This is a genomic window from Pseudomonas sp. TH43 (assembly GCF_016650635.1).
GTDB lineage: Bacteria > Pseudomonadota > Gammaproteobacteria > Pseudomonadales > Pseudomonadaceae > Aquipseudomonas.
The window spans coordinates 608,331-634,028 of the sequence record NZ_JAEKFI010000001.1; the positions used below are offsets into that span (position 1 = coordinate 608,331).

The following is a 25,698-nucleotide window of genomic DNA, read 5'->3' on the forward strand; positions in this document are numbered from 1 at the left end:
TTTATGCCGCATCCTCTGAATTTTCTGCGTGAATAACCTGCCACACAGGTTGTTGAGCCTGAATATCCACTTCCTCAATAGCCTTTCGCAGGAAATTCCAGATGTCGAGCCAATCGCGATCCCAGTGCTTTGGCTGGATGGCGATCCCGTACAGCTTCATCATGGCGCCGGACACTCGAGCCGGCCCCCACGCATCGCCGCCGTTCGCCTCGGCCTTGTAGGACTGCAGGGCACAGGTGATCAGGCAATGCACCTTCGCCGCCTTAACATCGGTCAGCGCACTGAAGTCGGTATCCGACCAGATCAGCTTCTCGGCGTTGAGCATGTGAACGACTGTCATGCAGGGGTGGTAGAGGTAGTGTCCCAACTGCTGCACCTGGAACGGCAACGACTCGATCGCCTTCTGGACCTTCCCCATGGTCACCAGGTGAGCGGCTCGATGTGTCGATCGGCCAATAGGCGTGCGGCGCGTCTCGGCAATGTGGATCTTCTGGCGCACAGCCATGATGCGTTCTTCCTTGTCCTCGCCCTGGGCGGCAAAGATGACCTCTCGAAGCGCGGCCTTTTCCTTCCGGACGACAGTCGCGGATTTTGCCCGGTCAGCCGCTGCCGCACTGATTGAGGCGTTCGACTCATGCTGTGCGTCTGTCCACGCTTGACGTGCGTTGATCAATTTCATGCTGCCTGCCCCTTTTTCAGTTCGCGGGTCTTGGCCCGGTATTCGGCCTTGATGGTTTTGATTTCTTCGACGGTGTACTTGCGGGGCTCATGAGGCCCTTCGAGCCATTCCACTGTTTCGGCGCCGATGCGCTGCACCAACCGGATGCGGTACTCGACCGCGTTGCCGGACAGGTTCCGATTGCACTTCACGCACTGGCGGTGGATGTTCAGCGGCTCGAAACGCAGTTCCGGACAGGCGCCGACGGATCGGTAGTGGCCGGCGTCCCAACGGCTACCCGTCATCAGGTCGTTGTCGTTCGGCATTGAGTCGCAGCTGATGCACGGCAAGTGCGCGTCTCGCAGGCGGACGAACTCGTTGACCGCCGCTTGGGCTTCACGGAGGTGATCCGCCCTGCTCTTCAGCTTCTCCTTGCGGACTTTGATCTCATGGCGCTCGCATTGACCGATGGCTTTACGGGCTTTCTCGCTGTTCGCCGGCGCGTGAGCCAGCGCGCATTTCGGACTGCACACCACCTGCGTGGTGTTGAACATCGGAGAGAACTTGTCGCCGCAGGCCTTGCACGTCTTCTGCTTCGCTTCCTTGAGGGCTACGCGCATGGCTCGGCCTCCTTCGGTACGATCACGGCATTCACCCAGCGAGGGCTGTGTTCGCCCATCACCACCATGACTGTGTAATCCTTGAAACCAAGGCGGAAGGTTTCGCCAATTTTGGGCGGCGTCTCCTCCGCCGTTTTGATGATTGCCGTTTTGCCGAGATACCAGGTGGTGACGTACTTCGTGAGTGCGTCGGCGATGGTGAAAGTTTTGGCTTCTCGCATCAGTACCGACCTCCCCACTTGTCCTGTTCAGTCCAGCGCACGTCATGCTCGGCGCCGAAGGCATGCATCAACTCGAACAGATCGCTGAACCACTTCTGCGACTGCTTGCGGGTCGACACGGCCATGACCACGAAGCCACCGTCGAGGCCAGGCTCGGCGCGCTGCTTCTCCAGCGAGGCACTGAAAAGGCACTTCCAGTCCTCACTGGTCAGTTTCTTGCCGTGCCAGATGACCTGGTCCGAAACATCCTTGAGCATTGCCCACATCTTCCGGTTGCAGACGTCGGGGCGCTTTTCGTCGCGGATCACCACGACCTTCGGTTTGCTCAGGTCGATTGCATGCAGAACACCTGCCACGCGGTTGGCGTCGCGGCGATCTCGGATTGTGTATTCGGGGTTCATGGCTGTACCGCCTTGCTCAAGGCGGTGTCGAGGATCGCGCGAGTTCCTTCAAGCCCCGCGTATTCATCCCAGTATTCGCGCTGCACAGAATCACGAACGCCACTCAGCGCATTACGCAGCGCCTCGTTCTCGGCCAGCAGCTCAAGCGCGACCTCCTCCACGGTCTTCTCGCCGAGGAATTCCTGCAGGGCCTCGGTATTGCGCTTCCAGTCGGCGCAGTCCGCGCTCCACGATGCGGCTTCAGCCCACAGCAGCTTCTGGAGTTTTTGTTTATCGATGCTCATTGAGCCGCACTCCTTGCTTCCAATTGTTCGGCCTGCTGAATGAGCAGCGCCCGGCGATCCGCCAGCTCATTGGCTGCCAGAATTCGCAGTTCTGTTTTTTCCTCGGCCGATGCTTTGCGCATGGCCAGCATTGAGCCCTTCACCGCTGCGAGCTTCTCGCGCAGTTTTGGCGAAGGCCGCGCTACATCACCGGTCAGCAACGCGACGACAGCCCGTCCGTCTTCTGTGACCGGCGCGACACTCAAGTCGGCCAGGTACTGCTGAGCGCGCTCCTGTGGGATTCGCTCCATTTGCAGGGCTTTGGTAATCGCCTGCGTGCGGCGGTTGGCGTCGAAGCCGACAGACACATGCCAGTTCACCTCTTTGCTGTCCTCCCGAGCCTGCCCCACCAGACGCTCGTAAGCGCTGTTGAACGCCATGCGCGCACCGACCTTATCGCCAGCGTCGAGGACAGGTTTCGCAGCTGCCAGTGCAAGCTGGATTTCGTCGGTCAGCACCACGGTTTCAAACTCGTCGTTCGTAGTCATGGCGATTGCCCAAGCTTCGTCCTTGCCCGGGCGGCCGTCAGCGGCCTGCACGCGCTGGAGAATGTCAGCCATGGCCAGCTTGCCTTTCACCTCGAAACGGCAGGCCTTCAGCGCAGCTTTCACGGTGGGCACTGAGTAAGCGCAGAGGTCTTCCGCCATCATCGCCGCGGTGCCTGGGTTCATTTCCTGACCCATGGCCTCAGCGGTGGCGCAGATCGCAGCAGCCAATCCGGCGACCTGTTGATCATTCATTTCAAAGGTACTCATTGCGCTCTCCCGCTTGGCGCTTAGCCAATACCATTTGCGCGGCCTGCTCGGCGGCGGAGACGTTCGCTTCGGTCCGTTCCATCTGGCGTGCTGTCGTGCCGTTGATGCGCTGACCGGTCACCCACTGGGTGTGGTAGCTCTCGGCGTTGGCCAGCAGTTCGTTGAGGCTGTGGCACTTGCGCAGGACGGCGGCATCGCTGGTTTTCAGGTAGTGCGCAGCGACACGGTGGGCAACATCGGCACCGAGGCGGTCGACCAGTTGGCCAAGCTGGCCACCGACCTTGGCGTTCCACACCGGCCAAGCACCGTGGTAGCGCTTACGGTAGGCCATGGCGTAGTTCGCCCAGACCTTGAAGGTTTTGCAGGACTGGTCTTTAGGGCCTGGCATGTCGGCAGGGATCTCGACCCGTGGCGCATCGGTTCGATCAACCACCAGAACCAGATTGCGGGCCGGCTTGTCCGGGCTGCCTTGCAAGTCCTGACTGGTATCCTGATTGGTACCCTGATGATTGGTATCCTGATTTGTCGGAGATTTTTCCGACCCTTGCTCGGATTTTTCTCCGACCTTGCTCGGATTTTTTTCCGAGGTAGATCGGAGATTTTTCCGACCTTCGTTCTTTGGTGGGGTCGGATATTTTTCCGACCCATCCAGTTTCTGGTTCCACTCAATCGCCTTCTCGGTCAGGCGAAACAGGGTGATGTTCGACGTGCTGGAAAGCTCAATCAAACCCGCCTCTTCCAGGGCCTTCAGCATGCGATAAGCAGTGTCTGGCTTGTCAGTGAGCAGTGGCAGCTCCTCAGTGATCTTGGCCTTACTCAGCGCGAAGAAGATCCCGTCGTCAGTCTTGATTGGCTTGGTCCAGCTCGGGCAGCCGTAGACGAAGGCGAACAGCAGGGCCTGCTGAGAGTTCAGCCCCCACTCCAACGCCTTCACCTGATTGATCGTGACGGTGAATTGCATATCAGGCCTTCCCGACCAGTTTGGCCAGCTCAGGGAAACGATCCACGTACCAATGCGGCTGTGTTTCGCGGGGGCATTGAGGACTGGTGAGGTTCTTGCCGTAGGCCAGGCCTTTCTCGGTAACCGACCAGAATTCGACCGTCTCCTGCTTGGAGTTTTTGCGCTGCATGGTCTTGAGGAAGCCATGCGCCGCCAATGCTCGGTTGAAGCCTGGCGCGGTGCTGCTGATGGCGTTGTCTTTGATCAGTGCGGTAACGGCCTTGGTTGGCATGGATGAGCCGCCCACAGCGTCTGGTGCTGCGTCCACGGCATAGCCCGGCAAGAACTTGGCATCGAGCCCGTTGTTGGCGGCGATCTGGTTCAGCATCATCACCTGGCTGGATGGCGCAGGTTTCAGCAGGCGCGTGAAGCATTCTAGGATGGCGAGCTCGCCGACAACCTTGGTCCCGCTGAGCATGACCTGCTCGCGGGCGCCCTGCTGCTTCTCCAGTTCATGCCAGCGGCGGATTACGGCGAGGCGCATTTTTGCGCTGTAACCAGTGAGCAGTGTGTCGGTGAGTTCGCGGTTGAGGTTGAAGCATGGAAGTGAGCGTCCGGTACTGTCTTGGTACTGAGCCGAACAATCGGCCCAGTCAATTTCCAGCTCCTTCAACATTGAGCGAATGTCCGAAAGGACATGCTTGTGCGCTTTGCCGGTGAGCTTGGCAATCTCGCGGGACGACATGGTGGTGCGCGACACGCTTTCAGAATTTGTAAAATGTGTCGCGACACTGTTGGGGGTATTGACGTAAGCATTCTGTGTATTCATTATTGCCTCGCAGATGTAGCAATGAGCCAGGCCACGAACCTGGCTTTTTTGTGCCTGCGATTTATGCGCGGGCTTTATGCAACTGAATTACCGCCCCGATAGCCTCGAGGCTCGCCGACATGTATTTGGCGTGCAGGGCGCGGATCTTTTTTGCTTCGTTCGAATCGATCTCGCCGTCTTCCAAGGCGGAAGCCACCATCTGATCGAGAGCGCCACGCTGTGCGGATGCAGCCAACGAGCGTTGGTAAAGGTCGACGTTGTCCAGCTCCCCCGCCTCCGGGATCTTCACGAACACACCGCCGTACATGGCGCAGATGTAGTCCGGCAGGTGCTCAGTCTTCGTTTCGCTTTCCAGCACGAAGATCTCGGCATCGCTCAAAGGCTTGCACCCGGCCGTTTCGTAAATCTGGTTTTCAAGGCGCTTGTCCTTGATGCCAAGGCGAGCAGCTGCGCAATCCATCCCGCCAGGGAAAGCATTGGACACGGCTGCCATTACTTGGCGACGGGTCTCTAGTACGGGCGTTTTCATGTCCTAGTTTTACCTTGGGTCGGTTGCGGTCAAGATGGCTTCAATGGAACGGCGGACAGGGTTTTCAGGCGGCGGATTTGGCGTTTTTCTGGGGGGTGCATAGCTCGCGCGCAGTGATCTTTCCGCCAGTCAACTCTTCTGCCTTGAATGCTTTTTCGGCGCGCATCGGGTGAATACCGGCAACCCAGTACGAAACTGCTGCTTGAGATACGTCGAGTGCTGAAGCGGTTTTTGTTTGCCCGCCGAAGAAGTCGACGAGCCTTTCGATAGGGGTCATATGAGAGTCCTCCTGATAAGCCTGCTTATATCCTAATTAGTAGCAGCCTTATTTGCAAGCCAATAAGGGAACTTATAAATTCATGTGCATGAGCACACTTGCAGAACGACTAAAAGAAGCGCGAAAGCACGCCAATCTGACCCAGGCAAAACTGGCGGCAGTTTCCGGCGTCGAGCAACCACTGATCTCCCAATTGGAGACAGGGAAAAACCTCCAGAGCGCGCACCTTCCAAAGTTCGCCCACATATGTGGCGTCAGTGCGATTTGGCTTTCGGACAACATTGGCCCGATGATTGCGGAAACGAGAGAAGTCTCGAACGTATCTACGGCTGCGCAGCCCTCCCAAAGCTACCGTTACCCGGTCATCAGCTGGGTGTCGGCCGGCTCCTGGGCGGAGGCAGTAGAGCCCTACCCGAGCGGGATTTCGGACACCTACGAGTTTTCTGAGTACGACGCTAAAGGCCCGTCCTTCTGGCTGACGGTCAAAGGTGACTCGATGACCGCGCCCTCCGGCCAGAGCATCACCGAAGGCACGCTGATCCTGGTAGACACAGAAGCAGAGGTCGCACCAGGTAAGTTAGTGGTGGCCAAACTGCCTGACAGCAATGAAGCCACATTCAAGAAGCTGGTAAGCGATGGCGGCAAGCTGTTCCTAAAGCCGTTAAACCCGAGCTACCCAATTGAAGCGGTCGACGAGAACTGCCGGATCGTGGGCGTGGTTGTCCAGGCGTTGCAGAAGTTTTACTGATGTCATCCGCCCTTGGAAAGCCATCGACCTCATGGCGGGAGCAGAGCTTCTGGAGCAAGGTTGGGGTATGGGCTTGGTTGGCATTGCTCATGGTGATTCCCTACACTTCCGACGCGGGGTGGCCGGGTGGCGGCTCATCCTATCGAAAGCGAATCTTCAGCCCTGCCTTCGTTGTGCTCTGCACCTTCGTGGCTGTGATTGAGTTGATAGCGCTGAGCCATTACTATGCTCCATACAGCTGAGGGCTCACTTGAGCCCTCCTAATACATGAAAACCCCGAACTAATATAAATGGACTTATAATGAGCCTCTTACTTCAAACCAACTTAAAAGGCCGCCTTAGAAACACCTCACTACCAAAAAGCCACGGTCTTCTTCCGGTATTTGAGGCAATTGTAAACTCTATTCACTCAATAGAAGAGAAAGACAATCTTGATACGGGACGAGTTATTTTAGAAATAAATCGATCCCAACAATCAGCTCTCGAAATAGAGGCCGGGTTGGAGCCAATAGTTGGATTCACGATTTCTGATAATGGCTGTGGATTCAATGATACAAATTTCAACTCATTCCAAACCCTTGACTCCGACCACAAAATAGACAAAGGCTGTCGCGGCGTCGGAAGGCTGATGTGGCTCAAGGCTTTTGACAAAGCAGATGTTGAAAGCTTCTATTATGATGGCGAAAAGTTGCAATCCCGCTCATTCAGTCTAGACGAATTGAATGGAGTGAACAACTTATCACAACTTCCTAGGGAAGGCACTGGAAGTGGTTCAAGAATAAAGCTTTCTGGATTTAACGAAAGTTATCGAGACTCAACGCCAAAGTCCGCCGCGGTAATCGCCAACCAATTATTGGAGCACTGCCTCTGGTATTTCGTGCGTCCAGATGGGGCTCCGAGAATTCTGGTTAAAGATGGCCAAGACACCATTGATGTGTACAGTCTATATGACACCAATATGATGTCGGCAGCTACTCATGAGAAGATCGAAATCCTCGGTATAGATTTCGAATTGACACATATAAAATTTAGATATTCAACGTCTAGAAAGCACCAGATTGCTCTTTGTGCAGCAAATCGTCTAGCCAAAGAAGAAGGCATACAGGGAAAAATACCTGGGCTAACCGGAAAGCTGACAGACTCAACAGGAGACTTCATTTACAGCTGTTACGTTTCATCTACCTACTTAGACGAAAACGTGAGGAGCGAACGAACCTCCTTTAACATAGCTGAAGATTTCAATGGGATTTTTTCGCAAACTGAAATAAGCTTGCGGATGATACGAGAGAGGGTTTTAGACAGGGCTAAACTGTATCTTGAAACTTATTTAAAAGACAGCATTGAAGCTGGCAACAGAAGAATTGCGTCGTTCATAGATAATCAAGCACCACGCTACAGATTCATTACTCGCTATGCCTCACAAGAGGATCTCATCGTATCCCCAGACATCACTGACAAAGATCTAGACCTGCACCTTCATGAAATCTGGTATGACATCGAAAGGCAGCTTGTAAGTGAAGGCCACGACATTATGTCTCCTGCTAAAAATGAATCACTTCTAGATTACAAGGAGCGGCTAAACAATTACATAAGCAAGGCGGAAGACATTAAGAAGTCCGACTTAGCCAATTATGTTTCTCACCGCAAAGCCATCATAGATATTTTAGAGCAATCAATAGTTCGCCTAGAAGACGGAAAATACGCCAGGGAGGATACAATCCATGAGCTGATTTTTCCTATGGGTAAAGACTCAGACTCTGTAATGGCTGACGGAAGCAACTTGTGGCTGTTGGATGAGCGCCTATCGTTCCACGCATACTTAGCATCTGACAAAACGCTAAACTCAATGCCTATAACTAATAGCTCGTCAACAAAAGAGCCGGACATTTTGAGCCTCCGGGTTTTTGACAATCCTATCCTTGTTAATGACGGGGGCTCTTTCCCCATGGCTTCTCTTACTATTGTTGAAATCAAGCGCCCGATGCGAGACGACATGAGAGAAGGAGAAGATAAAGACCCGATAGATCAGGCTCTAGGTTATCTAGATCGTATCAGGGATGGTGGGATTATGACTAAGAGTGGTAGGCCGATCCCCGGAAACAAAGAAATCCCTGGCTATGTTTATGTAGTATGTGATCTCACACCGACGATGAAAAAGCGTTGCAGGCGAGCAAATTTAAGGATCACGTCTGATGGCCTAGGTTACTTTGGCTACAACGAACCAAGCCATGCATACGTTGAAGTAATATCATTTGATCAACTTGTAAAATCAGCAAAAGAGAGAAATCGTTCATTCTTCGATAAACTTGGCTTTCCTACACACTAGGAGTTGGGATATTGCCTTGCATTTTTTGAGTACGGCTCACCGACAAAATGGTGTAAAGAGGCTTTAAATTTTCACCAAACTGCAACAACTCTTCAGCCTTGGTCCTATCTGTAGTTACATGCTCTCCTAGATAGAACCATGACCAAGCAACTGGCCTAAGCAAAATCCCATCAGAAAGATGCGTCTCTCCTGATGGAGTTTTGCATCCGCGTGAAATATCGTCGATGCCCACGAGGTTCGTATCATTTTTAATAATAACAATGTCTTCGAATACGCTCTTTTTTCTCATATACCCTCCGAAACAAGCAAGCACTGTTCATTCATACAGCAGAAAATAAAGAATGGCAACGTGAAGCTCATTGACGCGGACACCCGCTCGACGATAGGGATTGGCGAGATCTAGGAGTCTGGGCCAGGGCTTGAGCCCTTGTTTGCGCCCCTTTACACTCTTTTCACAGCTGAGCGCCTATGGTCATGCCAGCTCCTACTGAGCATCACTTTAAGCCCGGCCCCCCATCGCGGGCTTTTCTTTGCCTGCGTTTTGGAGGGCCGACACTCGCCCTCCCCGACTTACCCGACGACGGCTATACACGCCCACCTTCAAAATGACACGATAACGTCTCGCCTTCGTAAGTAGGAATACAGGATGTTCAGTCACGTAACCGTTGGGACAAACGATCTTGATAAGGCCTCGATCTTCTATGACGCGGTGCTGATCCCCTTGGGGCTCTGTCGCAGGCCTGTAACGCCTGATGGCGGACCACCTTCGGCATGCTGGATTAAGCCAGAAAGCTCTCTCCCTCGTTTTTATGTGTACAGCCCCTATGACCGCAATGAAGCCGGAGCAGGGAATGGCAGCATGGTGGCTTTCACCGCACCATCTCCAAATGCGGTAGACAGCGCCTATGCAGCCGGGCTTCTCGCGGGCGGATCTGATGAAGGTGAGCCTGGCCAACGTCCCCACTATGGTGACGGTTACTACGGTGCGTACCTACGTGATCCAGATGGCAACAAGGTACATATCGCTCATCGTGGGGATTTGGACTTGGCGGGGTAGCCGCCGCTCACCTATTCGGTTGAAGCCCGCCCAACGCGGGCTTTTTCATGCCTACCGAAATGCACTCACCATAAAATATGCATTTATGCATGAAACTTACGATCGCCCTCTTGCCAAGATATGTCAGCGCCAATACTGTGTATACATACAGTACTCGCAAGGAGCGAAGAATGATCCAAGCCCCCTACCCCACAACGAAACCGAGAAATTCCTACGAGCTTGTTGGCCGCCGCCTGCAAGGCTTGATCGCCTCTCCTCGGGTTCAGAGGATTCAGCTGGTCGAGGTATCCAGGCGAGACGACGAAAGCCCCGAAGCTTGGCACCAGGTCATCCAAGATATCGGTGACACCGAGGGCATAAGGGTCGAGCATCTGAATGACGGCACCGTCAGGATCGGCTGGCGTGAGTACTGCGATTCCTAAATGAGCCCGCCAGTGAGCGGGCTTTTTATCGCCCGCAGCAAAATATATAAGCATGCTTATTGACGAACAAAATAAGCCCGCTTATATTTCACCCGTCGCAGCGACTCACAGCCACTGCGAAGGGCCTCAACACACCCGCAGTTCTTTAGATCCACCGCTTCACCTTGCCGGATCACCACCGGCCCAGATTCAAAGGCAGCGATGAACCGGCCTCAACGGTTCAGAGGGTTGGCAACTGACCCGGGCGTGCAGCGTAAAACGTCGAAAGCAGTTATCCAGCGGGAGAACAAGCCGAAAGGCCCGCGGCTGGAGGAACAATTTGAATCGATCTGTACCGCGCCAGTAGCGCCGAAAGATCAGCGGAAAGTTTCACTGATGCGCCTGGTTGGCCGGGCGCATTGGGAAAATAACCGATCAAGCACGGAGCATCAAATGAGCGAACAAACACTTCAATCGCTGCTCGCCGAGCGCGTCACTGCTTTTGCAAACAGCGACAAGCCAGTCGAAATCATCGACGAGCAAGTCAAGAAGATGTTCATCAGCGTGATCGATAACTGCTTCGGCCGTTACGGCGACATGGGCAAGCAGGTCGAGGAGGCAATCAAGTCCGCACTGCCGGCCAATTTGACCGAAATCTTTGAGCTGACTCGCTATAACGCAATGATCGCTGCTGCTTTGAAGGAGAAGTGGGAAAACAGCGGCGTAGAAGCCGACATGGTGCGCTTGGCGCAAAAGCAGATTGATGAAGTACTGAACAAAGACGCGCTGCCTGAAGTGATCAGTTTGCAGGATCTACTGGAAGCCTTTGTCGAAGACCACAAAGAGTCAGCGGCCGAAGAGCATTGGGAAGCCCCGGACATCCGTTTCCAGCCATCCGACTACGGTGGCCTGCACATCTACTTCGACAAGAAGCCAAAGGATCACGGAATTTCGACCTACTCCAGAAGCACTGAGCGCAGCGAGTACATGCTCGACAACGCGATCCACATCAGCTTTGACCGTTACGGGAAAGACCGAAACGAAAAGGGTCATGAGGTTGGCTCGGTGTACGCCGCCAAAATCGACAACGAGAAGATCAGCCAAACACTGAAATTCCGCTCTCCATTCGAAAAGATGGTCGCTGCACTCTACTTCGGTAAATCCAAAATCATCGTCGACTGCGATGAGGATGAGTTTAGCTACGGCATCTACGACTGACTAATCAGCGCCACGATAGCCTGTCGTTAACTGCCTGATCCTCTCTATGAGAGCGCATCGGGGTGTGATCTGAGGCTAAGTCTCGGGCAGCGGATGAGCCAACCGGTCGCCTATAGGGCCACCCCTTCCGCCAAATGCCGGTTGAGCCCCGGCCAGATCCCACCCTGATGCGGACGAAACTGCGGTCTATAACCGCCCACCTGCATCGCAACCAACTACCGAGGGATGCTCGGCAGTTGCCTTCAGTCAGAGGAATGGCAGCCATGTAAAAGTGAGCGATTCACCTGCGCGGCGCGGCAAGCCTGAAGGCCGGCGCCCATCACACATACAGGCAGCGGACAGTAGGACGTCGATGTCACCGCGCATCGGCCGGAGTTTCCGGTAGTCCACCCCACGCACGTCGACAATGTGATGCTTCAAGCCCGGACCGACGCCAGTAGCGGGTCTGGGTGCTTTGCTGATCACTCAGTTAGAAAAATTGAATTAGCCAGTTGCCCGCTCGGTCAAGAATTATGAACGCAGAAAATCTGACGAGGTGACAGCAATGACTATCCAAGCAGAGACACTCGTACAACTGACCGAAGCGCTCCAAGAGCGAGGCATGAATCTGGTTTCAGATGTGCACTTCACTCGCGCTCCTTACCGTTACAACCACCGCTGGATCTGCATCGTAGAGTAACCCTGCTCAATGCCGGCGGCTCGGACTAAGACTCCACCGCCGGCCCCACTGCCCCGTTACACAGTTTCCTATGGCCTAACCCTGCCGCCGTATACCAGGTGAGCCCCGGCCAGGTCACACCCAGATGCAAAAGAAGCTGCGGATTACTCCCGGTCCTTTGCATCTCGAAAATAGCTATCACATACGACTTCAAGTAAATCTTGGGTGGCCTCGGTCCGCATGCGCAGAACAGTATCCTCAAGTTCTGCTTTGTGTTTTGGCTGCGAGGAATATTCCCTAATGTCGTTTGCCAATTTAGTCGACATGTGTGGATGTAGCGATATGTATTGCTCTAAAGAAAGTTCCTTTTCTGGATGCTTCTGTCCGCAGACTTGGTAGAGAGCTGCACCACCGACGGCCATCTCATGTTCGCTGGCAGCCTGTGCAGTCGACGCAAAAGTGCAGCCGATAAGTGTTGCGAATACGCCAGTACGCGCTTTATTCCACGGCATTTCATACTCCAGCTTTCATGTTTGGCATCATTGCCGACGCAAGCCTATCGGCTTAGTCCAATCATTTCTTTAACCCCGCCCCGCTGCCGACACCACCTGAATGCACTCACCTCCGCGCCCAACGGCAATCAGCGGAGCGGATGAGTGCATCCGAGTTTTGTTGGATCAACACCCGCCGCTCTGGAGGCAACCATGAACGCAGCAATGAATATCTGTCAGTCCATGCACGATGCGAAGTTGCCTCCGGCGGTGAGCGAACCGGACGAACAACGGGAGTGGCTGGAAAGCGCCGCCGAGCAGTTGGTGTGCGGCTCGGATGTGGAATGGAAGCGCCGATTTGGCCCGGTCCAGAAGGCGACCAAGGCGCAATATGCCGAACACCTACAGCACCACCTGAACCAGCGGCAGATTGACGGGCTGGATGATCGCGACTCGTTCGCCAACCTGGTGCTGGCCGTCGTGGTTGGCAGCCCCGCCGAAGCGCTAACGCACGCCAAACTCCTGCTTGGGAGTAGCAGCCCGGTGACGCAACTTGAGGCGATCGCCGCCGACTTCCTACGCCCGCACGCTGCCAACGCCGTAGCCGCGGAGCGCGAGACGGCCGAAGACGATGTGGATGGCGACTTGTGAGTCCTTACATCCTGATCGATCAAGCCCTTGATGGTGTGTCGGCGCCCGCCGGCGAAGAAGACATCAGCCTGCTGGTGCAAGGCTTGATCACCCGCCTGTTCACTGACGGTGCGATCACCACCGATGAGTTCAACCACTACTGCAAACGTCTGCGTGACACCTGTCAGCGGCGCAAGGAGGAAGCATGAGTACGGCACCGGTTAAATCGCTGATCGACGAGCAGCTCGAGGACATCGAACACAAGATCGCTGTCCTCGGCTTCGGCCTTCCCTTCAACGAGGTGATAGGCCGCAAGCGCGAGGATCTAGTCGCCAATCTGCCGCAGCGCCTGGCACCTTCCATGAAGGGCAAGCGGATTGCGGTGAGAGTTCGGCCGTGACCGCTCTCCAATGGGCGCGCCGCCTGATCATCTGGCGTGGCGCGTTCTCTTCCCTCGGCGTTTTCACCTTCTTGATGCTGCTCAGCGCACTCGCCGACCGCATCACTCAATAAACAAAGCATTCAATCGCTGCGCACCGCGCGGCAAGGAACAGTCATGTCCGCTCAAAGCGTGGCGCCGGTGGCGCACGACCGAAACCTTCACGTCCTTCCGCATGCAGCAACCAGCACCAGCGCTCTGGTGCTGGACGGTGACAGCCTGGACAAGATGATGCGCCTGGCTGAAGTCATGGCCACCGGCCGAGCCACACTGCCTAAGCATTTCAACGGCAACCCGGCGGATTGTCTGGCGGTCGTCATGCAATCGATGCAGTGGAAAATGAACCCGTTCGCCGTGGCGCAGAAAACGCACTTGGTCAACGGCGTGCTGGGCTACGAAGCGCAGCTGGTAAACGCGGTGATCACCACCTGCGCACCGGTGGTGGATCGCCTGCACTACGAGTGGTTCGGTGCCTGGGAAAAGGTGATCGGCCAGTTCGACATCAAGACCAATAGCGAAGGCAAACAATACCGTCAGCCAGGCTGGAAGCTTGAGGACGAGCAAGGTTTGGGCGTGAAGGTCTGGGCGACCTTTCGGGGCGAAGACGAGCCTCGGGTGCTTGAGCTGCTGCTGGCCCAAGCCCGCACCCGCAACAGCACGCTTTGGGCTGATGACCCTCGCCAGCAGCTCGCGTACCTCGCCACCAAGCGCTGGTCGCGTCTGTACTGCCCGGACGTGATCCTCGGCGTGTACAGCCCCGACGAGCTGGAAGAAACTGCGCCCACCATTCGCGACGTATCACCGGCGCGTAGCGCGGCACCAGCTGAACTTCCGCCCTACCCCGACGAGAAGCTCGCGGAAAACCTGCCCAAATGGCAAACCGCGGTCGACGCCGGACGCTCCGCCCCTGATCACCTGATCGCAACCGTCAGCAGCAAATTCATCTTGAGCGAAGAGCAGATCGCCAAGATCAAAGCGCTCGCGCCAATTGAAGGAGACCACGAATGAAAATCCACAATGTCGCTCAGGGCTCCGAAGCCTGGCATGCGCTCCGCGCCAACTACTTCACTGCTTCAGAAGCGCCGGTGATGATGGGCGCCTCGAAGCAGATGAAGCGCACCGAACTGTTGCACGCGAAAAAGACCGGGCTCGATCGGGACGTGTCGTGGTGGGTGCAGAAGAACTTGTTCGACAAGGGGCACGAAGCCGAGGCACTTGCTCGACCGATTCTCGAAGGACAAATTGGCGAGGACCTGTTTCCCGTCGTCGGCACCGAAGGTGATCTGCTCGCATCCCTCGATGGCTGCACAATCCTCGGTGACGTGCTGTTCGAGCACAAAATGTGGAACGAGCAGCTTGCTGCCGACGTTCGTGCCGGCAGCCTTGATCCGCACTACTACTGGCAGCTCGAACAGCAGTTGCTGGTCAGCGGCGCCGAGAAGGTAATTTTCGTCTGCTCCGACGGCACCGAGGAAAACTTCGTGTCGATGGAATATGCGCCGGTACCGGGCCGGGCCGCGACACTCGTCGCAGGCTGGAAACAGTTCCACGCCGATCTGCAGGACTTCACTCCCGCCGAGGTGGTGCCGGAAGCTGTAGGTAAAACGCCGGAATCCTTGCCAGCACTGCGCATCGAAGTAACCGGCATGGTAACCGCCAGCAACCTGGAGCAGTTCAAAGCCCACTCACTGGCTGTCTTCGGCTCGATCAACACCGAGCTGGAAACCGATCAGCACTTCGCCGACGCCGAGAAAGCGGTCAAGTGGTGCGGCGATGTCGAGGAGCGCCTCGAAGCTGCCAAGCAACACGCCCTGAGCCAAACCGAAAGCATCGACGCACTGTTCCGCACTATTGACGAGATCAGCGCCGAGGCCCGCGCCAAGCGTCTGATGCTCGACAAGTTGGTGAAAGCCCGCAAGCTCAGCATCCGTGAAGACATCGTCATGGATGCAGCCAAGGCGCTGCAGATCCACATCGGCCAGATCAATGCCTCACTGGGCGGCAAAGCGCGCATGCCGGCGGTGCCTGCAGATTTCGCCGGAGCCATCAAAGGCAAGAAGACGATCAGCAGCCTGCGCGATTCTGCCGATTCCGAGCTGGCCCGGGCAAAGATTGCTGCCAGCCAGGTCGGCGACAGCATTCGGAGCAACTTGGCCACCCTGGACGAGCTCGCAACCGACTACATGTTCCTGTTCAGCGACGTTCAGCAACTGGTGATGAAAGCAAACGACGACTTGGTCGCGCTGATCAAGGTGCGGATCTCGGAACATCAGACGGCGGAGGAGCAGAAAGCCGAAGCGCAGCGTGAGCAGATCCGTCAGGAGGAGCTGAAGCGAATCGCGGACGAGGCGAAAGCCAACGCACCGGTTGAGCCTGCAACGGTCGCAAGTCCAGCACCGGTGAGAGCCGCCGCTTTGGTTCAGTCTGCCTCGAAGCCGGCGACCTCAACTGCGGTGACGGTGAACCTGCAAGCTGAGGTGTTTGATCTGGAAGCGCTGATCCATGCCGTCGCTGGCGGTCATGCTCCAATCTCGGTTCTGACCGTGGACTGGGAGAAGCTCGACGCGATGGTCGCTGCTCAGGGCGCAAACTTCAGCATGGCCGGCGTGAAGTTGGTCAAGGTGGCCGCATGATCAGCAACCACCTAAACGACGTCGAACAGCGGCGCCAGGACGCCAGCGAGCTCTCCGAGCAAATCGCCCAGTTCCTGGTGGCCGGCGGAAAGATCGACGTACCAGAACCGGCGCCGATCAAGTTCACCAGCACCTCCGAGCGGAAGCATCCGCCAAGCTTTCAGCGACCGAAGGTGAAGGACGAAACGACCGCTCGCGTTGCGCGAATCCGAGAAATGGCAAAGACACTGACCCGGAACGAGATCTGCGAGCGGGAAGGAATTGCGCTGGCCACACTGAAGGCGATCGCCTCCAAGCACGCCATCAAGTTCCAAGTTCGGCAAAAAATCGGAACGGCGCCGAACAAGGTGCCGCCAGATGTGGAAACGCGATTGGTCAATCAGATCAAGGACTGCATCGCCGGCAGCTTGAACCGAAGCCAGTGCTGCAAGGCTCTGGCGATCAGTTACAACATGCTTGACCGGATCGTCCGCGACCACAAGATCGACTATCCAAAGCTGAAGTCCGCATTTCGATGAAACGAACAACCAACCGGGCGGCCACGCGCCGCCGACAAACCTGGCTTGACTTGCCGGCCAGCGGAATTGAAGAGGTATCCCATGGCCAAGAGCAACGCGGAACGCTCAGAGAAAGCCGCGGCGAAGAGGAAGAGCCGCGGCGAAGTAGAGGTTCGGTTCCACACCCTGCCAGCTACTCGCCAAGCCCTTGCTGAGCTGATGGCCTGGAGCGGCATCGAGGAAACGGGCGAGGCGATCACACTGATGATTCACCACTTGCACGGCCTTGGCCCGGGTGGCGCCCTTCCCTTACTGACACCTCCGCGACACGAAATCACGGTCTCGCCATCTGTGGCGCGGAAGCTTCAGCAGTTCAGCCAGCGCGAAGCTGGCCGCATCACTCACGACTAATCGTTATCTCAGGCGTGAGCCGATGTACTTCAGGTACTCCGCGGCCTCTGTCTTTTGCTCCGGGCCGCCGGGACCATCGCTACCGAACAAAGATGCGTTCGCCCGTTCTATAAGCTCGCTCTTGGGCACGCCGTTAGAGATGGTGCTGTTAAGCACCGCAATCAGCAAATGTTCGATCGCATCGACTTGCGCGTTGTTACTCATCACCACTCCTTGATCCGGCCGCATGCCGGGCCATCAAGCAATAGCTCACAAACACATATCTCGCCACCACCGGTCACGGAGGGCGGCGCCTGACTGGAGATAATCCATGGACAAGAACACGAAGATCCTGATCCCGGAGATCCCTGGTGAGTGGACCCAGCGGCAGCGTAAGGGCAGCCTCAACGTGTGGAACGGTAAGGATCATCACCGATTTCACCGTACCACCACTGACCTGCCTGAAGTCAGACTGCAGCCCCCGGAAAACGGACTGTACGCCGAGCGTATTGAGGGAGCTTGGTATTGGGTGTCTGGCTGCGCCAAGTGCAACGGAACCGGTGATAAGTACAGCTACTCGGTGTGCGACAAGCACAACGTTTGCCGCCTGTGCGGCACTCACCGATCGAAGCTGACGGAAACACCGTGGGGCCATCCGGACGGCTTTACGTGCAAACCCTGCCAAGACGCCGAAGACGCAGTTGCCAAAGCACGGGCGCTGGCCAAGGTTGCCGAGAGCGACTACGACGAGTGGGACTATCGTCTTCAAGACGAATGCAAGTGCCCGCATTGCGCAACCGTGATCCACATCGAGTCGGAAGACTACGGCAACAAGAACATGACCTGCGACACCTGCGGCGGCGAATTTGAGTTGGTCACCGAGTACACCGTGCAGTTCACCACCACCGTGATAGGCGAACACATCACCGCCTGATCCGGCCTAATGCTGGACCGGACACAAATATTCAAATTTTTACAATGAGGCCAGATTCGCGCTATTTTTTTTGCAGGTACCAATCATAGAAACATTTCCAAAAGCGTCCCGGTCCTAGATAGATGAAATAGAGCGAAGCCAGCCAGTATCACAGGGATTATAAAATCAACAACAAGCCAACGTATATTTTGGCTAATCAAAAACATATGAAATCTTCTGTCAAAGATTTTCAGCGAGTCGTTAACCTGTGAAGATTCGTAGGTTTTCAACGCTACTTTGACAGACCCCTCAATACCGGTGAGTTGATTCCGTATATCGTGCAACTCAATGCGCACGCGATCTAGCTTACTATCATGCCGATCTCGCAGCACTTCCAATATTTCTTCTGGTATCTGGCCAATCTTTTCGCTGCAATCCTGCAATGTCGAAGATAGATCGCCAATGCGTGCTGCTTGTGTAGTCCACCAAAAATAGAGAGTCGACTGCCGAGGGTCGGAAGGCATTGAAGGACGGAACGTTTCTTCGATGTCGTGCCTAATGACTGGGGCAAACGCTTTTTTGGTTCCGGTTGTACGGATCTCCCATTCCTGGAGGGCGTCGTAACTCATCCAAATAAAGTGGATAACCATATAAGTTATAATTATGAATAAACCAAACCTTATAGCTTGCTCAGTGAGCCCAGTAAACTTAAAACCAAAAAAAATAGAACCTTGATCTACATGCACGCCCCCCAAGGTTAGAAATAATGCAATGAAACTCAGGATCATTAAATGCGTTTTTATTTTTAAAGATGAATCATCACTGATTATAAAGATAGGGTTTGCGAGTATTTCTTTAACTTGGTTATGCGTTTCCATGCATTTCACTCTGAATGTGTAGGTGCCTCGAAAACCGACAGCCCTCGAAACAACCATCCGGCTCAATTCATTCGATCTTATCACCACACCGCCCGGGCATGCCCCGATATAGGACGCCCCATGCCCACAGAAAACAAACCGGCCGAGCCGCTGAAGGTTGAGCGCTCGACTGTGACGAAGCTGGTCATCACCGGCGCGCCGCGACTCGACCCGATCACCGTGTTCCTCGAGGACTTCGGCCGCCGCGACTGCCCTACTGAATCCGACCCGAGCTATCAGACCGCCCAAGGCAAGATCACCATCAACTGCTGGGACCGGAGCTGGAACGCCTACTGGGGCGGCATGGGGCCCCGCACGGTGGCCGAGTTCGTGGCCGACTGTGATTGGCACTACGTCCTGAACTGCCTCGACCGCGGTATCAGCAGCACGCGGTTCAGCGGGAACGCCTTTCACGCCTTCGCGAAAAAGTGCATCGTCCAGCGCCGCCGGCAACAGACCGGCCGACACGACTGGGAGTGGCATCGAAAGCGCTAACGAGTGCTAGCATCAAAGCAGGCTGCTTACCGAATTGTTCGGAGACGAGTGGCACTACGCGCTAGATGGAAAGGCTCTCGAAGAAAACCAAAAATTCACATTTTTGCAACGAGTCGTCGAGGCGGTGCAGCAGGCGCTTCGAAAGTAACAATAACAACTGGCAAAATCTAGGTAGCGAATACCCGAGTTTTTACTAAAAATGAATACGTCTAATTTCACGAGCTAACCCATCGAGATCCGGAAATAGAGAGTATTCATTTACTCCCGCAATTAGCAGAAATCTTCTTGCATCAGCAATAGCCCGCCTTGGGATCAAAATTTTTCTAACTGCTTTGGGTGCAAGTTCATCTAGAGACGTTCTCGAATCCATATGAATGGTAAAATGTGATTTCTGGCTAAAGGCTCGTGGATGGTGACGCCCTGGCGCAGCAGCAACCACTGAGCCGGACAACTTTTTATCCCTATCGATGAATATAGTCTGATAATCACCTACGATATCCTTCATTGTAAATAACGTCGGATCTTGTGATAACTCTCTATTCAACTCATATGGATCAAGCATCCATACACAAGGGACCTCTCGCCCTTCATCCCTAAGCGCAAAATAGAGAGCCACGGCAAAACTATCAGTCCAGTCTAGCAATCTTGTAGGTATACCATGATGCTGCATAGATATCGCTAACGACCAAGGATTAATACCCTCCGGAAGTAGCGGCCCAGCCATTGTTTGATAATCAAAATATATAGATTTTTCAGTTGAGGGCGATACGCGCGTACGACCAATGCCTGGAATCAGCTTCCATTCGGCATCCCGATGCCCCCTAAAAAGTAGCCCGAACGGACCAGCATCTTCAACTAAAGCAGCAACCTCTTCGTATATTTTATTCCAAACCAAAATCACAACTCCATTTTCTGATTATACGTCTTACCGCACATTTCAACATAGGTTAGCTGGAAGCGCGCAACCGCTCCATCTAAAAACTCTACTCCCTTCAAAGTCAGCCGCTATAGCGGCAAGGACGAAGTCATGCCTGAAGAAAATGAAATTCGCCTGAACAGCGCTGCGCGGGATGTCATGGCCGAGCGACAACGCCAAGTGTCCGCCGAGGGCTTTTCGCTGTATCGCGACGACCTGTACGTGAATGGCGAACTTGCCGAAGCAGCATCCACCTATGCAAGCCTCGCCGGGAAGCCGCGCAGCCTGAGTACGGCCTGGCCCCGTGTGATCGGCGAGTTCAAGCCGAGTGCTGATCGGCGCCGCGACCTTGTGAAGGCAGCGGCGTTACTGCTGGCAGAGATTGAGCGCGTCGATCGCGTCGGCCTGATCAAACACTGGCCGGTAAGGCGGGATGAAAACGGGATGTTCCAGCACCCCGATATGCCCGACTTCGACGAGGGTGATGGCGACAAATGCAAAGCATGGATCGCTGAGCAGGGCCTGACCGTGGCCATGGTAAGTCTTGAGTCCGCTGAGCCAGCAATTGCCGACCGCTACTTCGAATCACACGATCCGAATTGCAGCTACTGGGAACCTGACCGCCCCGACGGCGAAGGATGGTTCTGCCTGGCTATTCACGATACCGACGATGGCCCGGTCTGCTGGTGGGCACGCCGCGAGGTGACGCCATGAGCCAGGTCAAGGAACGGCCGATCCTGTTCTCGGCGCCGATGGTGCGCGCCATTCTGGATGGCCGGAAGACGGTCACGCGGCGGCCAGTGAAAACAGATTGGATTCAGTCGGATCGAGCGCCGCTCAACACCGCTCCCGGCCTTTTCCACTTCTGGTGCAGTGGTGAGCACGTCTGTCCTTATGGTGAGCCTGGACAGCGGCTATGGGTTCGCGAGACCTGGTACTGCGATCACGACGACGTCATGCGCGGCCCATACCTCGAGCCGGATAACTTGGATGTCCGCGAGGCGCGCGAGGACGGCACGCTGGTCTATGCCGCCGATGGCCTGACGCCTTACGAACAAGAGCAGCCTGTCTGGAAGCCGAGCATCCTCATGCCGCGCTGGGCCTGCCGCATCCTGCTGGAGATCACCGACGTTCGCGTCGAACGCTTGCAGGACATCAGCGAAGAGCAGGCCAAGGCCGAAGGCTGCTTCTTCACCGACCACGGCAAAGCCTGCTTTCACAGCGGCAAAGGTGTCAGAGACGCCGCGCATTGTGAACTGCCGGAATCCACTCACCAGCAGCGCAATGGCTGGATGTGGGACCAAACGACCAGCCACGAACAATGCCTTGGTTCCGCTCGCAACGCCTTCGGCAACCTGTGGCAAACGACTGGCGGCGACTGGGCCGCCAACCCGTGGGTCTGGGTCATCGAGTTCAAGAGGGTGACGCCATGATCTTCGCCCCGCTCTACATGGCCTACATCATCTACAAGGGGCCGTGGCGATGACAGAACAACACCGCATTCTGGTCGGTGACTGCGTCGACATGATGCGGACGCTGCCGGATAAGTCAGTTCACACCTGCGTTACCAGCCCGCCCTACTTCGGCCTGCGCGATTACGGCGTAGACGGGCAGATCGGCCTGGAGGAAACCCCGGGCGAGTTCATTGCCCGACTGGTCGAAGTTTTCCGCGAAGTGCGTCGGGTACTCCGCGACGACGGCACTGCCTGGGTGAACATGGGCGACAGTTATGCCGGCAGCTGGGGCGCGCAAGGCAAACGCGAGACGCCCGCCGCGATTAGTCGGAATAGCATCAGCAATCATCCGAAGCGCGCCGGCACGGGGCGCCTGACTGAAGGCTACAAAGGGAAGGATCTGATGGGCATGCCCTGGCGCCTCGCCTTCGCTCTGCAGGATGACGGTTGGTATCTGCGACAGGACATCATCTGGAACAAGCCAAACCCGATGCCGGAGAGCGTGCGCGACCGTTGCACCAAATCGCACGAATATGTGTTCCTGCTCAGCAAGTCGAAGAAGTACTACTTCGACCAAGCGGCGATCCTTGAGCCGTGTTCGCCCAACACTCATGCCAGGCTGTCGCAGGACGTACAGGCGCAGATCGGCAGCGAGCGGGCGAATGGCGGAGCCAAGAGCAACGGCAACATGAAGGCGACCGCGCGGAAGACCAACGGCGTTGGCTGGGGTTATGGAAGCGATGCTGATGAGCGCCAGCGCGGAAGGGTCAAGGATAACGAGTCGATGAATTCGGCACTCGCGATCATGCCGACGGAGCGAAACAAGCGCAGCGTTTGGACTGTGGCCACACATAGCTTCAAGGGCGCCCACTTCGCCACCTTCCCGCCTGATCTGATCCGCCCTTGTGTTCTCGCCGGCGCACCCCGCGGCGGCGTGGTTCTCGACCCGTTCGGCGGCGCCGGTACCACTTCGCTGGTGTCGATGCAGGAAGGTCGCCGTTCGATCATCTGCGAGCTGAACCCCGAGTACGCCGCAATGGCCCGGCGCCGGATTGACGCGGCCTGGCTCGACGGCGCCGCGCAGATGGACGTTTTCCACGACGCTGCAAACGCCTAACCCCTCCCCCAACTCAACAGCCTGCCGGTGTACGGCGGGCGAGGAATTCTGCATGCCAAAAGTTATGCGGTCCGTCGCAGACTCAAGCGCGGAACACGGCTTCCGAATCGAGCCTGCGACATACGAGCAGGCGGAAGAACTTGCGGGTTTCCGGCTTGATCGCCGACGCAAATACTGGATCACCGAGGACGGCGAGGTTGAGAAAGACGGCGTCGTGACGCTGTCGTGTAGCGGGTGCAGTTGCGGATGTGAGGGTGGCTGCAGTTGCGGCCCATCGTCCGGATGCAGCGAGTGCGGCTACACGGGCAGGCGGCGCTTTCACTTCGGGTACCCCGCTCAATCCCCCGAGCAACGAAAAGAACTTCGAAACCTTTAACCACCTTCTGCCGCCACGCGCGGCATGGATAGCTCATGAACATTCAATTTTTATCGCATGAGGAGGTTTGCGAGCTGACCGGCGCGCGGACCAAGGCAGGACAAATCCTGAATCTAAAGAAAAATGGGATCCGGCATTCAATCAAGCGCAGCGGCTGGCCAGCAGTGACGGCCTTGGCAGTCACCGCCGTCGGATCGTACGAACCAGAAAAACCTGTGTGGACGCCAAGAAAGGCCAGTTGAGATGGGAAGAAGACCAATGAAGCCGGGTTCCATAGCCCGGCTGCGGGAACGTAAAAAGGCAAGTGGCCGGATCTACTATTACTACGAGCTGGGTGGAAAAGACCGTAAGGAAATAGCGTTGGGCAGCGATTACGGCCTGGCGATCATGGAATACGCGAAGCTGGAGCGTGATCGAACCGCGGTTGAACTGGTTGCCAAGGTCGTCACGTTTCGCTACGTGGCCGAGAAGTACATGATCGAGGTAGTGCCAACCAAGGCAGAAAGCACTCAGAAGGACAATGTGCGCGAGCTAAAGAACCTGATGGCGTTCTTCGATGATCCGCCGGCACCGCTCGAGACAATCGAACCGCTCCATGTCCGCCAGTATTTAACCTGGCGAAAATCTGCACCTGTTCGGGCAAATCGGGAAAAGGCTTTGCTGAGCGCGATCTGGAACTACGCACGAGACAAGGGCTACACGTCGCTGGCCAACCCTTGCTCCGGAATCAAGGGCAACAAAGAAACGGGCCGGGATACCTATGTCGAGGATGAACTGTTCAAACGGGTACATGACAAGGCTGACGCCGGATTGCGCGACGCCATGGACCTGGCCTATTTGACCGGACAACGAGTGACAGACACGCGACTTATGGATGAACGAGACGTGCGCGACGGCCAGATCTGGGTGCTCCAGGGGAAAACGAAGGCCAAACGACGGATCGAGGTAACTGGTGAGCTGAAAGTTTTGATTGATCGAATCATGGCCCGGAAGTCCGGACACAAAGTCCGCTCGACGCGGCTGATCGTGGCAGAAGACGGCACTCCGATGACGGAGGCAATGTTGCGCAGGAGATTTGATGTGGCCAGGGAGGCCGCAGGCGTTGAAAAGGCCGAGTTTCAAATGCGCGATTTACGCGCCAAGGCTGGTACAGATAAGGCTGAATCGAGCGGCGACATCATGCAGGCCAAAGATCAACTTGGGCATACCACCGTGGTGATGACCGAGCAGTACATCCGTAATCGTAAGGGTAAAAAGGTCATGCCCACAAAGTGAATTGCGAACCACTGTCAGAATTGCGACCCGGAAACAAACAAGGGCTTGCATCAGCTTTCGCCCGCAAACCCTTGATTTAAGATGGTGCCCGAAGCCGGAATCGAACCGGCACGCCCTTACGAGCGGGGGATTTTAAGTCCCATGCGTCTACCAGTTTCGCCATTCGGGCGGTAGCGCGGTGTTGCTCTCTTCAGTCGTCGAGTCGCGATCCTCAAAGGATGGCAGGCTTGAGCAGCAGAGCGGGAAATATATACATCAGTTCCCGGTGAAGCAAGTTCGCAATGGCCTTATTCAAGACTAAATCTTGCAGCGCACTGGAAATAAAAAAGCTCCGTAAATCATGGATCTACGGAGCTTGTTTATAGTGGAGGCCGAGGTCGGAATCGAACCGGCGTAGGTGGATTTGCAATCCACTGCATAACCATTTTGCTACTCGGCCTCAAAACGTTTGTTATCAGTAGCACAACAACAAACGCGTTTTAACTTGGAGCGGGAAACGAGACTCGAACTCGCGACCCCGACCTTGGCAAGGTCGTGCTCTACCAACTGAGCTATTCCCGCTTGGTGATGCGCATTTTATAGAATTAAGAAGCTCCGTCAACCCCTTGATTCAAAAAAGTTTTATTTCTTTTCAACATCGGTCTTCAGATGCGGCCAGGCGGCGCGAAGGTATTGAACCATCGACCACAAAGTCAGGCCCGCAGACACCATCAGCAAGGCATAACCCAGAACAACCCAGAAACTGAAATCCCTCGGGTTGGCCAGCAGAATCACCAGCGCGAGCATTTGCGCGGCGGTTTTCCATTTACCCAGGTTGGACACCGCGACGTGGGCACGGGCGCCGAGTTCGGCCATCCACTCACGTAATGCTGACACAACAATCTCGCGACCGATAATCACCGCTGCGGGCAGCGTGAGCCAGAGATTGCCGTGCTCTTGCACCAGTAGCACCAACGCCACTGCCACCATCAGCTTGTCGGCGACCGGATCAAGGAACGCGCCGAACGGCGTGCTCTGCTCCAGTCGGCGGGCCAGATAACCATCCAGCCAGTCCGTTGCAGCCGCAAAGGCAAACACCGAGGCGGAGGCCATGTAACTCCACTGGTAAGGCAGATAAAACAGCAAAATGAAGATCGGGATGAGCAGGACGCGTAGAACGGTAATCAGATTAGGGATATTCATCGGCACAACTGG

Annotated in this window: 36 protein-coding genes and 3 tRNA genes; 20 read left to right on the forward strand and 19 right to left on the reverse strand. The window is 55.7% G+C overall.

The features are described from left to right. Position 1 precedes the first annotated feature (1 nt). The 10 genes from JFT81_RS02590 to JFT81_RS02635 all read right to left on the reverse strand — a co-directional run bounded on the left by JFT81_RS02590 (position 2) and on the right by JFT81_RS02635 (position 5,553). Complete coding sequence (locus JFT81_RS02590) at positions 2 to 679, reverse strand: hypothetical protein (RefSeq protein WP_201225991.1); 678 nt, start codon at positions 677 to 679, stop codon at positions 2 to 4. Next, complete coding sequence (locus tag JFT81_RS02595) at positions 676 to 1,278, reverse strand: recombination protein NinG (protein WP_201225992.1); 603 nt, start codon at positions 1,276 to 1,278, stop codon at positions 676 to 678. Before JFT81_RS02595 ends, JFT81_RS02590 begins: the two co-directional genes overlap by 4 nt. After that, positions 1,269 to 1,499: a hypothetical protein gene (locus JFT81_RS02600; protein WP_201225993.1), complete on the reverse strand. Its 231-nt coding sequence runs from the start codon at positions 1,497 to 1,499 to the stop codon at positions 1,269 to 1,271. Before JFT81_RS02600 ends, JFT81_RS02595 begins: the two co-directional genes overlap by 10 nt. Next, a complete protein-coding gene (locus tag JFT81_RS02605) occupies positions 1,499 to 1,900 on the reverse strand; it encodes a recombination protein NinB (RefSeq protein WP_201225994.1) in 402 nt (133 codons plus the stop codon). The genes JFT81_RS02600 and JFT81_RS02605 overlap by 1 nt, the downstream gene beginning before the upstream one ends. Continuing rightward, positions 1,897 to 2,184 carry a hypothetical protein gene (locus JFT81_RS02610; RefSeq protein WP_201225995.1) on the reverse strand — a complete coding sequence of 96 codons (288 nt, stop codon included), beginning with the start codon at positions 2,182 to 2,184 and terminating at the stop codon, positions 1,897 to 1,899. Before JFT81_RS02610 ends, JFT81_RS02605 begins: the two co-directional genes overlap by 4 nt. Continuing rightward, the gene (locus JFT81_RS02615) at positions 2,181 to 2,978 is read right to left on the reverse strand and encodes a hypothetical protein (RefSeq protein ID WP_201225996.1); all 798 of its coding nucleotides are present in this window, start codon (positions 2,976 to 2,978) and stop codon (positions 2,181 to 2,183) included. Before JFT81_RS02615 ends, JFT81_RS02610 begins: the two co-directional genes overlap by 4 nt. Further along, positions 2,965 to 3,939 carry a phage replication protein gene (locus JFT81_RS02620; RefSeq protein WP_201225997.1) on the reverse strand — a complete coding sequence of 325 codons (975 nt, stop codon included), beginning with the start codon at positions 3,937 to 3,939 and terminating at the stop codon, positions 2,965 to 2,967. The genes JFT81_RS02615 and JFT81_RS02620 overlap by 14 nt, the downstream gene beginning before the upstream one ends. A gap of 1 nt (position 3,940) precedes the next feature. Next, positions 3,941 to 4,747: a Rha family transcriptional regulator gene (locus JFT81_RS02625; protein WP_201225998.1), complete on the reverse strand. Its 807-nt coding sequence runs from the start codon at positions 4,745 to 4,747 to the stop codon at positions 3,941 to 3,943. 61 nt (positions 4,748 to 4,808) lie between these two features. Continuing rightward, positions 4,809 to 5,276, reverse strand: a complete 468-nt coding sequence (locus tag JFT81_RS02630; protein WP_201225999.1) for a YmfL family putative regulatory protein — start codon at positions 5,274 to 5,276, stop codon at positions 4,809 to 4,811. A 64-nt stretch (positions 5,277 to 5,340) separates the two neighbouring features. Further along, positions 5,341 to 5,553 (reverse strand): Cro/CI family transcriptional regulator, encoded by a 213-nt coding sequence (locus tag JFT81_RS02635; protein ID WP_201226000.1) that lies wholly within the window; start codon positions 5,551 to 5,553, stop codon positions 5,341 to 5,343. 82 nt (positions 5,554 to 5,635) lie between these two features. Here JFT81_RS02635 and JFT81_RS02640 point away from each other — a divergent pair, with 82 nt between their 5' ends. Genes JFT81_RS02640 through JFT81_RS02645 form a run of 3 tightly spaced genes read left to right on the forward strand, consistent with a single transcriptional unit; the run spans position 5,636 to position 8,627 of the window. Next, the gene (locus tag JFT81_RS02640) at positions 5,636 to 6,301 is read left to right on the forward strand and encodes a LexA family transcriptional regulator (protein ID WP_201226659.1); all 666 of its coding nucleotides are present in this window, start codon (positions 5,636 to 5,638) and stop codon (positions 6,299 to 6,301) included. After that, entirely contained in the window at positions 6,301 to 6,543 is a 243-nt protein-coding gene (locus JFT81_RS29370) for a hypothetical protein (protein WP_242485547.1), read from the forward strand. Before JFT81_RS02640 ends, JFT81_RS29370 begins: the two co-directional genes overlap by 1 nt. 59 nt (positions 6,544 to 6,602) lie before the next feature. After that, entirely contained in the window at positions 6,603 to 8,627 is a 2,025-nt protein-coding gene (locus JFT81_RS02645) for an ATP-binding protein (protein WP_201226001.1), read from the forward strand. Here JFT81_RS02645 and JFT81_RS02650 read toward each other — a convergent pair. Continuing rightward, complete coding sequence (locus JFT81_RS02650; protein WP_201226002.1) at positions 8,617 to 8,916, reverse strand: hypothetical protein; 300 nt, start codon at positions 8,914 to 8,916, stop codon at positions 8,617 to 8,619. The two genes, JFT81_RS02645 and JFT81_RS02650, sit on opposite strands and share 11 nt — an antisense overlap. Positions 8,917 to 9,273: 357 nt before the next feature. Here JFT81_RS02650 and JFT81_RS02655 point away from each other — a divergent pair, with 357 nt between their 5' ends. From JFT81_RS02655 to JFT81_RS02665, 3 genes are all read left to right on the forward strand, one after another. Beyond that, the gene (locus JFT81_RS02655) at positions 9,274 to 9,684 is read left to right on the forward strand and encodes a VOC family protein (protein WP_201226003.1); all 411 of its coding nucleotides are present in this window, start codon (positions 9,274 to 9,276) and stop codon (positions 9,682 to 9,684) included. A 170-nt stretch (positions 9,685 to 9,854) separates the two neighbouring features. Then, entirely contained in the window at positions 9,855 to 10,106 is a 252-nt protein-coding gene (locus tag JFT81_RS02660) for a DUF1654 domain-containing protein (protein WP_201226004.1), read from the forward strand. 201 nt (positions 10,107 to 10,307) lie between these two features. Then, a complete protein-coding gene (locus JFT81_RS02665; RefSeq protein WP_242485548.1) occupies positions 10,308 to 11,303 on the forward strand; it encodes a hypothetical protein in 996 nt (331 codons plus the stop codon). A gap of 822 nt (positions 11,304 to 12,125) precedes the next feature. Here the strand turns inward: JFT81_RS02665 and JFT81_RS02670 are convergent. Further along, the gene (locus tag JFT81_RS02670; protein WP_201226005.1) at positions 12,126 to 12,473 is read right to left on the reverse strand and encodes a hypothetical protein; all 348 of its coding nucleotides are present in this window, start codon (positions 12,471 to 12,473) and stop codon (positions 12,126 to 12,128) included. A gap of 192 nt (positions 12,474 to 12,665) precedes the next feature. On the opposite strand from JFT81_RS02670, the gene JFT81_RS02675 reads away from it, so the two are divergent. From JFT81_RS02675 to JFT81_RS02705, 7 genes are all read left to right on the forward strand, one after another. Further along, a complete protein-coding gene (locus tag JFT81_RS02675; RefSeq protein ID WP_201226006.1) occupies positions 12,666 to 13,103 on the forward strand; it encodes a hypothetical protein in 438 nt (145 codons plus the stop codon). Beyond that, positions 13,100 to 13,291: a hypothetical protein gene (locus JFT81_RS02680; RefSeq protein ID WP_201226007.1), complete on the forward strand. Its 192-nt coding sequence runs from the start codon at positions 13,100 to 13,102 to the stop codon at positions 13,289 to 13,291. Before JFT81_RS02675 ends, JFT81_RS02680 begins: the two co-directional genes overlap by 4 nt. Next, positions 13,288 to 13,482, forward strand: a complete 195-nt coding sequence (locus JFT81_RS02685) for a hypothetical protein (RefSeq protein ID WP_201226008.1) — start codon at positions 13,288 to 13,290, stop codon at positions 13,480 to 13,482. The genes JFT81_RS02680 and JFT81_RS02685 overlap by 4 nt, the downstream gene beginning before the upstream one ends. A gap of 156 nt (positions 13,483 to 13,638) precedes the next feature. Then, entirely contained in the window at positions 13,639 to 14,529 is an 891-nt protein-coding gene (locus JFT81_RS02690) for a RecT family recombinase (RefSeq protein WP_201226009.1), read from the forward strand. Further along, complete coding sequence (locus tag JFT81_RS02695; protein ID WP_201226010.1) at positions 14,526 to 16,154, forward strand: YqaJ viral recombinase family protein; 1,629 nt, start codon at positions 14,526 to 14,528, stop codon at positions 16,152 to 16,154. The genes JFT81_RS02690 and JFT81_RS02695 overlap by 4 nt, the downstream gene beginning before the upstream one ends. Next, a complete protein-coding gene (locus JFT81_RS02700) occupies positions 16,151 to 16,672 on the forward strand; it encodes a hypothetical protein (RefSeq protein WP_201226011.1) in 522 nt (173 codons plus the stop codon). Before JFT81_RS02695 ends, JFT81_RS02700 begins: the two co-directional genes overlap by 4 nt. Before the next feature lie 81 nt (positions 16,673 to 16,753). Continuing rightward, positions 16,754 to 17,062, forward strand: a complete 309-nt coding sequence (locus JFT81_RS02705; protein WP_201226012.1) for a hypothetical protein — start codon at positions 16,754 to 16,756, stop codon at positions 17,060 to 17,062. 3 nt (positions 17,063 to 17,065) lie between these two features. On the opposite strand, the gene JFT81_RS02710 is transcribed toward JFT81_RS02705, so the two are convergent. Beyond that, positions 17,066 to 17,266, reverse strand: a complete 201-nt coding sequence (locus JFT81_RS02710) for a hypothetical protein (protein WP_201226013.1) — start codon at positions 17,264 to 17,266, stop codon at positions 17,066 to 17,068. Between the two features lie 106 nt (positions 17,267 to 17,372). Here JFT81_RS02710 and JFT81_RS02715 point away from each other — a divergent pair, with 106 nt between their 5' ends. Beyond that, positions 17,373 to 17,975: a hypothetical protein gene (locus tag JFT81_RS02715; RefSeq protein ID WP_201226014.1), complete on the forward strand. Its 603-nt coding sequence runs from the start codon at positions 17,373 to 17,375 to the stop codon at positions 17,973 to 17,975. 83 nt (positions 17,976 to 18,058) lie between these two features. On the opposite strand, the gene JFT81_RS02720 is transcribed toward JFT81_RS02715, so the two are convergent. Further along, positions 18,059 to 18,832 (reverse strand): hypothetical protein, encoded by a 774-nt coding sequence (locus JFT81_RS02720; RefSeq protein ID WP_201226015.1) that lies wholly within the window; start codon positions 18,830 to 18,832, stop codon positions 18,059 to 18,061. 120 nt (positions 18,833 to 18,952) lie between these two features. Here JFT81_RS02720 and JFT81_RS02725 point away from each other — a divergent pair, with 120 nt between their 5' ends. Continuing rightward, positions 18,953 to 19,366 (forward strand): hypothetical protein, encoded by a 414-nt coding sequence (locus JFT81_RS02725; protein WP_242485549.1) that lies wholly within the window; start codon positions 18,953 to 18,955, stop codon positions 19,364 to 19,366. A gap of 193 nt (positions 19,367 to 19,559) precedes the next feature. On the opposite strand, the gene JFT81_RS02730 is transcribed toward JFT81_RS02725, so the two are convergent. Next, the gene (locus JFT81_RS02730) at positions 19,560 to 20,261 is read right to left on the reverse strand and encodes an FRG domain-containing protein (protein WP_201226016.1); all 702 of its coding nucleotides are present in this window, start codon (positions 20,259 to 20,261) and stop codon (positions 19,560 to 19,562) included. 465 nt (positions 20,262 to 20,726) lie between these two features. Here JFT81_RS02730 and JFT81_RS02735 point away from each other — a divergent pair, with 465 nt between their 5' ends. The 5 genes from JFT81_RS02735 to JFT81_RS02755 all read left to right on the forward strand — a co-directional run bounded on the left by JFT81_RS02735 (position 20,727) and on the right by JFT81_RS02755 (position 24,504). Next, a complete protein-coding gene (locus JFT81_RS02735) occupies positions 20,727 to 20,996 on the forward strand; it encodes a hypothetical protein (protein ID WP_201226661.1) in 270 nt (89 codons plus the stop codon). Beyond that, the gene (locus tag JFT81_RS02740) at positions 20,993 to 21,715 is read left to right on the forward strand and encodes a hypothetical protein (RefSeq protein ID WP_201226017.1); all 723 of its coding nucleotides are present in this window, start codon (positions 20,993 to 20,995) and stop codon (positions 21,713 to 21,715) included. The genes JFT81_RS02735 and JFT81_RS02740 overlap by 4 nt, the downstream gene beginning before the upstream one ends. Positions 21,716 to 21,764: 49 nt before the next feature. After that, positions 21,765 to 22,853, forward strand: coding sequence for a site-specific DNA-methyltransferase (locus JFT81_RS02745; protein WP_201226018.1), 1,089 nt, complete (start codon positions 21,765 to 21,767; stop codon positions 22,851 to 22,853). Positions 22,854 to 23,264: 411 nt separating this feature from the next. Further along, positions 23,265 to 23,471: a DUF4224 domain-containing protein gene (locus JFT81_RS02750; RefSeq protein WP_201203989.1), complete on the forward strand. Its 207-nt coding sequence runs from the start codon at positions 23,265 to 23,267 to the stop codon at positions 23,469 to 23,471. A gap of 1 nt (position 23,472) precedes the next feature. Then, entirely contained in the window at positions 23,473 to 24,504 is a 1,032-nt protein-coding gene (locus JFT81_RS02755; protein ID WP_201226019.1) for a tyrosine-type recombinase/integrase, read from the forward strand. Positions 24,505 to 24,586: 82 nt separating this feature from the next. Here the strand turns inward: JFT81_RS02755 and JFT81_RS02760 are convergent. The 4 genes from JFT81_RS02760 to pgsA form a co-directional block, all read right to left on the reverse strand. Continuing rightward, a tRNA-Leu gene (locus JFT81_RS02760) sits at positions 24,587 to 24,673 on the reverse strand. Between the two features lie 196 nt (positions 24,674 to 24,869). Continuing rightward, positions 24,870 to 24,943: transfer RNA gene (locus JFT81_RS02765), tRNA-Cys, on the reverse strand. A 46-nt stretch (positions 24,944 to 24,989) separates the two neighbouring features. After that, a tRNA-Gly gene (locus JFT81_RS02770) sits at positions 24,990 to 25,065 on the reverse strand. A 60-nt stretch (positions 25,066 to 25,125) separates the two neighbouring features. Then, a complete protein-coding gene (pgsA, locus tag JFT81_RS02775; RefSeq protein ID WP_008080159.1) occupies positions 25,126 to 25,686 on the reverse strand; it encodes a CDP-diacylglycerol--glycerol-3-phosphate 3-phosphatidyltransferase in 561 nt (186 codons plus the stop codon). Positions 25,687 to 25,698 lie beyond the last annotated feature (12 nt).